This window comes from Embleya sp. NPDC025285 (assembly GCF_055558835.1).
Map to the genome: position 1 here is coordinate 81,707 of NZ_JBVHLU010000035.1, position 10,609 is coordinate 92,315.

Below are 10,609 nucleotides of genomic sequence, written 5' to 3' on the forward strand. Positions count from 1 at the left end.
GGATCACGGGTGGGGTTCGGTGTCCAGGATCATGCTTGATGTGGCGCCGATCAGGCTGCGGAGGATGGTGTCGGCACGTTCGCTGTCGCGGTCCATGACCGCGTCGAGCAGGTCGCGGTGTTCCTTGTGGACCGCCTGTTCGGTCCAGTGGCGCGCGTCTTCAGGCGTGGGGCGGCACCACCGCCGGTAGAGCTCGGCCTCTTCCCTCAGCGAGGAGGCCAGGTCGCGCAGGCGGGGATTGGCGCAGCCGGCCAGGAGCGCGGTGTGGAAGTCCGTGTGGGCGATCAGCCAGTCCGCGGTGGGCTGGTCGCCGTCACCGCGTGGGGTCTGTTCGAACGTGTGGTGGGCGGCCAGCACCTGGGCGTGCCACGCGAGGTCACCCTCGCTGATCGCGCGGCTCAGGGCGAGGGATTCGATCTCGGTGCGTACGTCGGTCAGGGCGGCCAGCCCGCGGGCGGTCACGTCGGTGACCTGGAAACCGTGGTGTGCCTCGGAGCTGACCAGGTTCCTGGCGACCAGCCTGAGCAGGGCCTCGCGTACGGCGCCGGTGCTCACCCCGTAGCGCTCACTGAGCTCGGGGAACTTCAGCCGTTGGCCGGGCCTGAGCCGGCCGCTCAGGATGTCGGCCCGGATGCGGTCGTGTACCGCCTCGCTGCGGGTCTGCCGCCCGGCTTCTCTCACCACGCGACGGATCCTACAACATTCGACAGATGGCAGAACTTTTAAAAGTATGTTTGACTATTGAAAGTCAGCAGCCACTTCGATCGAGAAGCACCCCGATCGAGATCCGATGGGAGACCCGATGACCGGCCCGTACGACACCCTGCCCGCCGTTCCCGACTTCGCGGTCACAAGCGCGGACGTCACCGACGGAGCGCCGTTGTCACCGGCGCAGTTCGCCGCCATGAGTGGCGTTGCCGGCGCCGAGGACCGATCCCCGCAGTTGTCGTGGAGCGGATTCCCGCCCGCCACCCGCAGCTTCGTCGTCACGATGTACGACCCCGACGCCCCGACCCCGTCCGGCTTCTGGCACTGGGCGGTGGCCGACATCCCCGCCGATGCGACATCCCTCGACGCCGGCGCGGGCGCGCTCGGCGACGGCGGACTTCCCGATGGCGCCTTCCACATCGCGAACGACGTACGCGCGACCGCCTACGTCGGCGCCGCACCCCCGCCGGGAACCGGCAAGCACCACTACCACATCGCCATCAACGCACTCGACGTACCGTCCGTGAGGGCCCTCGGCGTCACCCCGGAGTCGACCCCGGCCGCCCTCGGCTTCCTCACCGTCGGGCACACGATCGCCCGAGCCGTCCTGGTGCCGTGGGCGGGCGAATGAGGGCGGGGACCTGATGGGGTGAGCCGACGCCCTGGTCCGGGACGAACGCGGACATGAGCCGGCGCCCGCCGGCGCTACATCATCGGTCGCGTCCGTCGCCCGGGTATCCGCGTAATCCGGGATTCCACGTACCCCGCACCGAGCCGGGAGCCGGCCACGTTCGCGGCGCTCGAATCGGAGCACAAGCGATCGATTGCCGCCCCGCAGGCCGCGCAGCCCTGCCCTGCCCGGTAACGGTCGGCACGGGTATCGGCACAGCGCTGTTCCACCACTTCAACCCCGAGTGCCGGCACGGCCCGGTGATCCCCGCCATGTGAGCCGTCACCACGTACGCCGTCACCACGCCGAGTACTGCGCTCGCAGCCGGGCCGCTATCGATCCCACGGCGACTGCGGCTGCTCCCAAGCACCACCCAGTGGACGCTTGGCAAGAACGCCGACAGGAGCGGACCGATCGGACCGGTCCTCGTGACCGCCGACGAGATCGACGACCCGCACAACCTCGACCTCTGCGCACGGGTGAACGGCGAGCTTCGGCAGAAGGCGAACACCTCCGAGATGCTGCACAACATTCCCCGCATCATCGCCTACATCAGCGACACCGTGACCCTGCTCCCCGGCGATGTGCTCGCGACCGGCACCATGGCCGGTGTCGGCGTGGCCATGACCCCGCCGCAGTTCCTCCGCCCCGGAGACTTCGTCGAGGTCGAAATCGAATCCATCGGCGTGCTTCGCACTCCCATCGTCGGACCTGACGAATACCGGTAGCGGTCGGGCGGCGAATATCGGCAGCGCGCACCGAGCCCGGCGCCGATGTGGAGCACCGCCCCGCCCCGGGGAGAGGATCGAACAGCAATCCGAGCGCCGAGCCAAGGCTTTGAGCCGTCGCATACGGGTGGACCAGGCGGCCCCCACCAGTCGTGCGCGCCATCCGGATCCGGCTCACCCCAACCCGCGTGGGGACCTCCCGGAGTCCTTGGACCGACTGCGGTCATCCCCCTTCCCGACACCCGCCGGAGGCGATGCCGCTGTATTCACCACGCCCGAGCCCACACGCGGCACTGCCTCACTCGCGGGACCGAGCACCGACGCCAACTTGCCGCCGAGCACGATGTGATGGCGATGTGGGGTCACCGGAACCGCAGGGCCGTGTGCTCCTGCCACTGCCACGGCGCCGGCGCGCAGCGTGCGGGTCGCGGGTCCGACACTCGACCCCGAATCCGGCGCAGCGGTAACTCGCTGTCCGAACGCGTTCGTTCTGTGCGTCGGCTTGGTTGTGCCGGGTGGAGTCGAAAGGGAAAGCGGTTGTCGGGGGCGTGACTGCACGACCGCGGGAGTGGGAGTGTGCCGGCCCCGACGAAACAGCGACCGGAGTCCTCGGCGCGGGGTGGCTTGCGCACGGGCTTGTCTGGCCTGTCTCGCTTGTTCGGCGAGGGCGCGGGCGTTCTCGATCTCGCGACGGCGAGCCACCAGGTTCGTGGTTTCCAGACCGGTTACCTCGTCGAGGTGGTGGCGCAGATGGTTGAACGTGACGACCAGCCCCGGGGCTGCGGCGATCTCCGCGGCGATGGACGGCCCCAGGCCCGCCACCATGAGGCTGGCGTCCCCTGCTTGATCACCGGCGATGTAGACCTTGGCTTTCGCCACCGCGTAGGTCTCCTCTTTGCCCGTTGCGGCGTAGGGGCTGATCTGTTCGGCGATCGCCTTGTCGTCCAATAGACGTAGCCGGGGGAATCGCGCGAAGGCCGGGTGCTGGGCTGTCCGACGCGACGAGGTGTTTTTGAACCGCGGTTTGGCTCTGCGAGCGGCCTTCCTGTCTGCCTTGAGGATGTTGGGCATGAACGAGTGATTCTCGCCGCCGAATCTGTACGCCTCGATATGGGACAGTTCGTGCAGTACGTGCGTGATCGCCGCGTATTCGGGCGAATCGTCAATGACGTGCTCGATACCCCCGACGACTCCCTCTGCCAGCCGATCCCGGTAGCCCTCGCCTCTGAAATTCGTCGCATGCAGGAGGACCGCCCCGGCCGGATTCGCGTGAGCCGCGTACAGGTCGTTGCCCCAGTCGGTGTCCTTGATTCCGAGGTAGCCGAGGTTGTCGTGTCCCGGGTGCAGTCCGGACCAGTGTCCGGCGGCCATGGCGACGAATTTGGCGATGTACAGGTCCGCACCGGTTATATCGACAACGACCTCCCCGACATCCTGGCCGAACTTGGTGTGCAGCAGGTCCCCCACCTCGGCTACGGAACGTGCGGCCAGCACCTGGCGGTAGAACGGATCGTCAGGTGTGATCCCACGAGGAGCCCGGAACGGGGTCGGCCGGGAGTCCTTTGCAACGCCGACGCCGACTCCTACCGCCTTGAGGATGGGGTCCCCGGCACGGTAGTTCTTCAAATATGGCTTCACCCGAGGGCCCTTCGCCGCGACACCACCGGCAACCCCGAATCGTGTAGTCCGCTCCCTTGGCCGAAGAGAGGTCCGAGCAAGCTCCAACGCGGCCATGAACTCACCGAGTCGTCCCGCCCACGCCCTGACTTCGCTTCCTCGCGCCCATCACCCGATCACCCGATCACCATGCGACGACACCTTCAAGCCGGTGTGCTCCGGCCGGCGCCCATCGTATGTCTGCTGCGCGGCAGATCTGTTCGAAGTGCGGGCCGACAACCTTGCTGAGGAAGGTGGCCTGGGATCGGGCCCAGATCTCGTCGGCGCGGCCGGGGCATTCCAAGCCGCCGGTCCGGTCCCCTCGCACAACCGGTGCTGCGGCGGGGCGTTGAAGGGGGGTGAGGTATGGATGCCGGTAGGGCCTCCACGAAGTGGGCTTGCCTGTGTTCAGTTGTGCCCTTCCGGCCCCACCCCCCATGACCGCGGACCTCGAAGGTGCTCTGACCGGCCTCAATCAACGCGGAGACCGTATCCTGCGCCTCCGACACGGGCGTTGCCGTGGTCGACGCAGCAGCGCGCCTCGCTCTCGCCCATGGTGGCTCCGCACACGAAGCGCGTGGAGTCGGTCGTTGAGGCTCCGGCTCACTCGACGAGTGCCACGTCGGGCATGACCGGCGCGTCACGGGATCCGCAGCAGCAGCCGAACCGTGCCGGGCCGCTCGACCCGAACCGTGAAGCCGTGGGCCCGGGTTCCGGGAGTCGTAGGCGGCGTCAACGTTCGAGCATCGCCGCCGCAAGCTTGTCGGCCGCCGTGTCGGGGATGACGGTGCCCATCTTGTCGAGGACGAGCAGGCGTGCTCCGGGGATTGCCGTGGCGAGTGCCTCGCCGTTGCCCACAGGGAAGAACGGGTCGACCCGTCCGTGCACGACGAGGGTCGGGAGTGCGAGGTCGCCCAGGCGCTCGCGCCAGCGCGGCGCGCAGTCGAGGCGGGCGAACACCATCGCGAGCTGATTCGCCTGCTGTACCGCCGGTTCGGTCGAGGGCGTGCGATCCCAGATCCGGGCCGCGGTCCTGCGTACCTGTTCCGGGTCGTTGCCAAGGAACTCCGCGCCTTCGGCGACGTATGCCGCGACCGCCGTCCGGTCGCTCCAGTCGGGCATGGGACGGGAGAACAACGCCTGTATCGTCGCCGCGTGGTGGTCCGGCAGGTCGTCGTCGACGGGGCCGGGCGCGACCGGCCGCGTGCCCACCAGGGTCAGCGCCGAGAACGCGTCCGGATGGTCGAGCGCGGCGACCTGGGCAACCATTCCGCCGACGCCGATTCCGGCGAGGTGGGCCGTCGTGGCGCCGAGGGCACCGACCAGCGCGGCGGCGTCGGCGGCGAGATCGCGCAGGTTGTACGCCGGCGCCTCCGGGTCGACGGTCGTCGAGGCTCCGCAGTCGCGCAGGTCGTAGCGGACCACCCGTCGTCCACCCGCCGCAAGCCGCTCGCACAGCGCATCCGGCCACGAGAGCATGGTGGTTGCGCCGACCAGGAGGACGAGCGGATCGGTGTCGCGACCAAAGCTCTCGATGCCGAGTTCGACGCCGTTCGCCCGCTGTGAGGTCATGCGTGATCGTACCAACGCACGCGCGCCGAGGCCGGGAACACGCGCGCAGGGTGATCCTCCGACGCCTCGCTCCGCTCCCGGGACGCCGTCGTCGACGGTGCTTGCTCCTCCGGGCGTCGAGGGACGCATTCAAGGCGCCCGTCGAACCTCTGTGCAAGCGTGTCCTGCTCGTCGGATGACACGGGTCAGTCCTCGTCGTCGAGCAGCCCGAATCCGTCGGGGAACTGCTCGATGAACTCGCGGCGAGACGGATCAGACTCCGCATCGGCCATCTCGGCGATCAGATCGAGCAATTCGGCGCGTTGGCCCGCCGACAGTTGACCGAGCAGATGTCCCACGCCCTCAAGCAACTTCACGGCATCGTCCAAATTCATTTGCTCGTCGTCGCTGCTTTCCACGAACCGGACGACGTCGATCAGCGCCTCGGCCACGGCACGAGTCAAGGACGGGTACACGGACATCCCACCGGCTCCATCGGATAGAAGCGACATGCTGAGGCCAGATGACCAGACACATCCGACATCACACTTCGTGAAGCCCACTGAACTTGAGCCAAGGAACCTGACCCACGGAACCTGAGCCACGGAACCCGAGCTTGAGCCTGAGGGCGAGAACGGACGGCGCCTCGCCCGGTGCCTGCGGGGTCGGGCGAGGTGAGCCTGTCGGTGTGGTCGCCGGCAGGGGCCATTGTTGTAGGGGCAGTTCGGCGGTGGGGGTCAGTGCAGCCGGGTGGTGGTGTATGCCTGGATGGCGTCCCGCTGGTATGCCGCCAGGAATGGTGCGCTTGCCTCGGATGCGTATGCGGCGTGCCAGGCGTCGTTGGCCACGCAGGTGCGGCCGATGGTGCGGTACTCCTCGGCGGACACGGGCCGCAGTTCGGACGCCCGCTGCCGCGCCTTGATCGCGCCGTACAAGTCTCCTGGCCACCGTTCTTCAGGGTTCGGTACGCGCGCCGCCGTCCGGGTTCGTGCGCGGTCGTGCCGCGTCAGACGGGTAGGTGCTTCGCCAGTTGCTCCCACTGCCGTATGGGCGGGGAGCCGGGGGTGGACGTTACGAGGTGGAGGCTGACGTGGTCGGCTCCGGCGTCGAGGTGTGCCTGGACGCGGTGGGCGATGTCCCCGGCGCGGCCGTGGGCGACCAAGGCGTCGACGAGCCGGTTGTCGAGGGCTTCCGGATTCTCGTGTCCGAGTCCGCGCAGGAGTTGGTGACGGTTCGGCAGTGCGTCCGCGGCGGTGGCGCGGGCCAGGTCGGCGGTGGCCGCTTGGTCGTCGCCCAGTACGCACAGTTGGGTGATGGCCAGGAGGCCGTCGTCCCCGAGGATGGTTCTTGCGGTGTGGGTGTACTCGATGGGCATGCCCAACACCGTTGCGCCCCGGGCGCGTTCGGCGGCGAGGGCCAGCATGTCGGGGTCCAGGGCGGCGAGTACGCGGTTCGGTGAGGTCGCGGTGTCGGGCGGCCCGAACGGGGCGATGTCCAGCGCGTCGAGGTAGGAGCGCATGGTGGCCAGGGGCGGGCCGAAGCGGTGGCCGCGAATGTCCTGGGCCAGGCTGGGGTGACTGTCCCACATGCCGAGCAGGAACCGTCCGGGAAACGCCTCGTCCAGGGTGCGCTGCCCGGCGGCGGTTGTGATCGGGTCGCGGGCGTAGATGTCGGTCATGCCGGTGGCCACGGTGATGTGCCGGGTGGTCGCCAGGAGGATCGCGGCCTGGGCCATGGCCTCCCGTCCCGTGGTCTCGGGGAACCAGAGCGTGCCGAAGCCGAGTTCCTCGATCGCGGCGGCGGCCGTACGGATCTCGGGTGCGCGAAGACGATCGAAGTCCCCTGCCCAGATCCCGACGCGTCCGAGGCCGTGGGTGTGGCGGTGGCCGTGGGTATGGCCGAGGCCGTGGGTGTCACCGTTGATGCGGATGTGCGTGCGGGTGCTCATGCGTCCTGTCCGGCCGTGCGCTCGGCGTCGAGGAATGCGGCGATCCGGGCTGCGCCGGTGCTCTCCAGCCACGTGCGGAAGTCCGTCACGCCCGGGTGGATCCTCCGGGTGGCGGGAATGTCCGCGCGGTAGCCGCGTTCGTTGAGCCATTCGTTGGCGTAGGCGAAGTCTTCGCTCAGGGCCCGGATCGCGTCGATCGGAATCTGTATGCAGGGAAGCGGTATGCCGAGTGCTTTCCCGATGGCCGCGGCGATCTCAACCGGGGTGAGTTCGTCTCCCGCGAGGGAGACCGCTCGGCCGATCCATTCCTTCGGTCGGGAGAACGCCAGTGCGGTGACGGCGCCGACGTCGTCGACGGCGATGATCTGCTGGGAGATGTCGGGGGCGAGCCCGGTGGACAGATTCCCGTTCCGCAGCGCGTAGCCGCCGGTGAAGTTATCCATGAAGGACACCGGCCTCAGGATCGTCGCGGGCAGCCCCAGTGCCGCGATGTGCTGCTCGATCCGCCACTTGGCGACCAGGTTCACCGGAAGCTTCTCCTCGCGGTGTCGGTCCGCTCCGGCGACCGAGGTGAAGACGAAGTGCCCGATACCCGCGGCCCGCGCCGCCTCGGCAACGTTGATGCCCCAGGTCACCTCGTCCTCGGCGGTGAAGTCCGGTGCGGTGCCCGGCGATCCGACGGTGGGCTGGACGCTGAACAGGCCCCAGGCGCCCTCGGCCGCAGCGGCCAGGGAGTCGACGTCCTCCATCCGCGCCCGCACTACCTGCGCGCCTGCCTGTGCCAGGGCGGCGGCCTGCACCCCGTTCGGATCACGTGTCAGTGCACGCACGTGCCGGCCGTCGCGGAGCAGGTGATGTACGACAGCCCTGCCCTGCAAGCCGGTTGCTCCCACAACCACGACGGTCTTCTGCGTCGGCATCACGTTTGTTTTCTCCATCGTTTCCGTGCGGAAGGGAGCCACGCCATAAGTGGGGTGGCCCTCCATTTCTCGTTCGCTACGATATGGAGGACCACCCCACTTTTCAAGCCGTCAGGAGTGCCCGTGCCCAAGGACGCCGCCCCGCCCGGCCGACCGATGCGCGCGGACGCCCGCCGCAACGTCGAGAAGCTCGTGGCCGCCGCCGGGGCCCTGATCGCCGAGTACGGCGCCGACGCCTCACTGGAGGAGGTCGCCCGCCGCGCGGGAGTCGGATCGGCCACGCTGCACCGCCACTTCCCCTCCCGGCAGGCACTCCTGGAGGCGGTCTTCAAGGACCGGGTGGAAGCCCTGTGTGCGAGGGCACGCGATCTGCTCGCCGAACCCGACCCGGGCCAGGCGTTGTCCACCTGGCTGCACGCCGTCGGTGCACATGCCGTAGCCAACCGGGGCCTGGGGGCGTCGCTGATGCGCGACGGGGATCCGGGGCTGGGCGAGACCTGCCACGACATGATCACCAAGGCGGGTGGCGCGCTCCTTGTACGGGCCCAGGCGGCGGGCGCCGTGCGGCCTGGCATCACCATCACGCGGTTGCTGAAGCTCGTCGGCGCCATCGCGCTGGCTACCGAGCAGGATGTCGACGGTCCGGTCGAGGCCGATCTCCTGCTTGCGATCGCCATCGACGGAGTACGTGTGCGCTGACCCCGGCTCGCACGCACGGGAGCTTGCGCCGGCAAGGTCGGAACCCGGAATCCGGCGGGCGGCTTCGGGGCGGCTGTTCGTCGTACCGAGGTGCCGCCGCCCTCGCGCGTGGGACGCATCTCCGCGCCCGTGAGGCGGGGGCGCCGGCGTAGCGCCGGCACCGAGCGTGCCAGACCCCGAGCGAGGGCATCCTCCACCCTTCGGAGAACTGCATCCGTCAGCGCCGTACGCGGTGAGCGGCTCGCGACCCGCGGCTCGGAGCACGGCGGGGTCGCGCCGGTCAGGCCACCAGCAGTTCTGCGACGTCGTGTCCGCGGATGTCGCCCCGTATCGCCCCACCCCGCCGCGCCACGCCGCACCCCACCCTGCCCACCCCACCCCGCTCGAACGGACCCCGACACAGTCCGAATTCCAACGCTCGATGTCCGCAGTCCGAGCCCGAGCCCGGCCCCGACGAACAACCGGAAACACAACGGGGGCGGCGCACGCCGACGTGGTGTCGGTGTACGCCGCCCCGAGTGGGACAAGTTGCGGAAGACGGCCCGCGGGTTCGTCCCGGACTACCTCGGGTCGCGGTTGAAGACCGCCTTGGACCAGACGTAGCCGAGCGCGGAGAGGGCCAGACACCAGGCGACCGCGAGCCATCCGTTGTGCCCGATCTCGGTGCCGAGCAGCAGGCCGCGCAGGGTCTCGATGGCCGGGGTGAACGGCTGGTACTCGGCGATCGGCTGGAACCAGCCCGGCATCGCGTCGATCGGGACGAAGGCGCTCGAGATGAGCGGCAGGACGATCAGCGGCAGCGCGTTGTTGCTGGCCGCCTCGGCGTTGGGGCTGACCATGCCCATTCCGACCGCGACCCAGGTGAGCGCCAGGGCGACCAGTGCCATCAGGCCGAACGCCGCGAGCCATTCCAGGGCCGTGGCGTCGGTGGACCGGAAGCCGATGGCCACGGCGACGAGACCCACCAGGAACACGCTGGCGATCGACTGCAGGACGCTGCCGATGACGTGCCCGATGAGTACGGACCCGCGGTGGATCGCCATCGTGCGGAAGCGGGCGATGATGCCCTCGGTCATGTCCATGGACACGGACACCGCGGTCCCGACCACGGTGCCTCCGATGGTCATCATCAGGATGCCGGGGACGACGTAGGCGATGTACTCGGAGCGGTCGCCTCCGCCGTCGCCCATGCCCGCGCTCATCGTGTCGCCGAAGATGTAGACGAAGAGCAGCAGCAGGATGACCGGCGTGAGCAGCAGGTTCAGGGTGAGGGACGGGTAACGCCGCGCGTGCAGCAGGTTGCGGCGCAGCATCGTGGACGAGTCGCGTACGGCGAGGGAGAGGGAGCTCATCGGACAGCCTCCTTCGGCTGGTCGGTGCCGCCGGTGAGGGCGAAGAAGACGTCGTCGAGGTCGGGGGTGTGCACGGTGAGTTCGTCGGCTTCGATGTCCTCCGCGTCGAGTAGGTCGAGGATGGAACGCAGTTCGCGTTGGCTGCCGTCGCTGGGGATTTGCAGGGACAGCGTCTCGTCGTCGCAGGTGACGCCGTGCAGGGCGGCGGCGGCGCGTTCGTACGCGCGTGGGTCGGTGAATCGGAGCCGGACGTGTCCGCCGGGGATCATCCGCTTGAGTTCCTCGGCGGTGCCCTCGGCGGCGATCTTTCCGTCGTGGAGCACGGCGATGCGGTCGGCGAGTTCGTCGGCCTCGTCGAGGTATTGGGTGGTGAGGAG

11 protein-coding genes and 1 pseudogene are annotated in these 10,609 nt (G+C 69.1%); 3 read left to right on the top strand and 9 right to left on the bottom strand.

What is annotated here, in order from left to right; genetic code table 11:
* Positions 1–3: 3 nt before the first annotated feature.
* Complete coding sequence (locus tag ACZ4FV_RS24030; protein WP_465323246.1) at positions 4–684, bottom strand: GntR family transcriptional regulator; 681 nt, start codon at positions 682–684, stop codon at positions 4–6.
* 118 nt (positions 685–802) lie between these two features.
* On the opposite strand from ACZ4FV_RS24030, the gene ACZ4FV_RS24035 reads away from it, so the two are divergent.
* Entirely contained in the window at positions 803–1,339 is a 537-nt protein-coding gene (locus ACZ4FV_RS24035; RefSeq protein ID WP_402240162.1) for a YbhB/YbcL family Raf kinase inhibitor-like protein, read from the top strand.
* Between the two features lie 395 nt (positions 1,340–1,734).
* On the top strand, positions 1,735–2,106 hold the full coding sequence (locus ACZ4FV_RS24040) for a fumarylacetoacetate hydrolase family protein (RefSeq protein WP_465323251.1): 372 nt from the start codon (positions 1,735–1,737) through the stop codon (positions 2,104–2,106).
* 174 nt (positions 2,107–2,280) lie between these two features.
* Here ACZ4FV_RS24040 and ACZ4FV_RS24045 read toward each other — a convergent pair whose 3' ends face one another.
* The 6 genes from ACZ4FV_RS24045 to ACZ4FV_RS24070 all read right to left on the bottom strand — a co-directional run bounded on the left by ACZ4FV_RS24045 (position 2,281) and on the right by ACZ4FV_RS24070 (position 8,181).
* A complete protein-coding gene (locus ACZ4FV_RS24045) occupies positions 2,281–3,732 on the bottom strand; it encodes a hypothetical protein (protein WP_465323247.1) in 1,452 nt (483 codons plus the stop codon).
* 762 nt (positions 3,733–4,494) lie between these two features.
* Complete coding sequence (locus ACZ4FV_RS24050) at positions 4,495–5,334, bottom strand: alpha/beta fold hydrolase (RefSeq protein WP_395873054.1); 840 nt, start codon at positions 5,332–5,334, stop codon at positions 4,495–4,497.
* 185 nt (positions 5,335–5,519) lie between these two features.
* Positions 5,520–5,765, bottom strand: coding sequence for a hypothetical protein (locus ACZ4FV_RS24055; protein ID WP_395873053.1), 246 nt, complete (start codon positions 5,763–5,765; stop codon positions 5,520–5,522).
* A 285-nt stretch (positions 5,766–6,050) separates the two neighbouring features.
* Positions 6,051–6,248 (bottom strand): hypothetical protein, encoded by a 198-nt coding sequence (locus tag ACZ4FV_RS24060; protein ID WP_465323248.1) that lies wholly within the window; start codon positions 6,246–6,248, stop codon positions 6,051–6,053.
* A 71-nt stretch (positions 6,249–6,319) separates the two neighbouring features.
* On the bottom strand, positions 6,320–7,261 hold the full coding sequence (locus tag ACZ4FV_RS24065) for a TIGR03620 family F420-dependent LLM class oxidoreductase (RefSeq protein ID WP_465323249.1): 942 nt from the start codon (positions 7,259–7,261) through the stop codon (positions 6,320–6,322).
* Positions 7,258–8,181: an NmrA/HSCARG family protein gene (locus ACZ4FV_RS24070; protein WP_465323250.1), complete on the bottom strand. Its 924-nt coding sequence runs from the start codon at positions 8,179–8,181 to the stop codon at positions 7,258–7,260. Before ACZ4FV_RS24070 ends, ACZ4FV_RS24065 begins: the two co-directional genes overlap by 4 nt.
* Before the next feature lie 123 nt (positions 8,182–8,304).
* On the opposite strand from ACZ4FV_RS24070, the gene ACZ4FV_RS24075 reads away from it, so the two are divergent.
* Positions 8,305–8,880 carry a TetR/AcrR family transcriptional regulator gene (locus ACZ4FV_RS24075; RefSeq protein WP_395873049.1) on the top strand — a complete coding sequence of 192 codons (576 nt, stop codon included), beginning with the start codon at positions 8,305–8,307 and terminating at the stop codon, positions 8,878–8,880.
* A 560-nt stretch (positions 8,881–9,440) separates the two neighbouring features.
* Here the strand turns inward: ACZ4FV_RS24075 and ACZ4FV_RS24080 are convergent.
* Positions 9,441–10,232, bottom strand: a complete 792-nt coding sequence (locus ACZ4FV_RS24080) for an ABC transporter permease (RefSeq protein WP_395873048.1) — start codon at positions 10,230–10,232, stop codon at positions 9,441–9,443.
* Positions 10,229–10,609, bottom strand: a pseudogene (locus ACZ4FV_RS24085) (ABC transporter); the annotation flags it as partial. The gene ACZ4FV_RS24080 and the pseudogene ACZ4FV_RS24085, both read right to left, overlap by 4 nt.

What these genes read in the sequence shown, in the direction of transcription:
- ACZ4FV_RS24035 (WP_402240162.1), top strand. Translation starts at nt 803, where the DNA reads ATGACCGGCCCGTACGACACCCTGCCCGCCGTTCCCGACTTCGCGGTC.
- ACZ4FV_RS24080 (WP_395873048.1), bottom strand. Translation starts at nt 10,232, where the DNA reads ATGAGCTCCCTCTCCCTCGCCGTACGCGACTCGTCCACGATGCTGCGC.
- ACZ4FV_RS24070 (WP_465323250.1), bottom strand. Translation starts at nt 8,181, where the DNA reads ATGCCGACGCAGAAGACCGTCGTGGTTGTGGGAGCAACCGGCTTGCAG.
- ACZ4FV_RS24065 (WP_465323249.1), bottom strand. Translation starts at nt 7,261, where the DNA reads ATGAGCACCCGCACGCACATCCGCATCAACGGTGACACCCACGGCCTC.
- ACZ4FV_RS24050 (WP_395873054.1), bottom strand. Translation starts at nt 5,334, where the DNA reads ATGACCTCACAGCGGGCGAACGGCGTCGAACTCGGCATCGAGAGCTTT.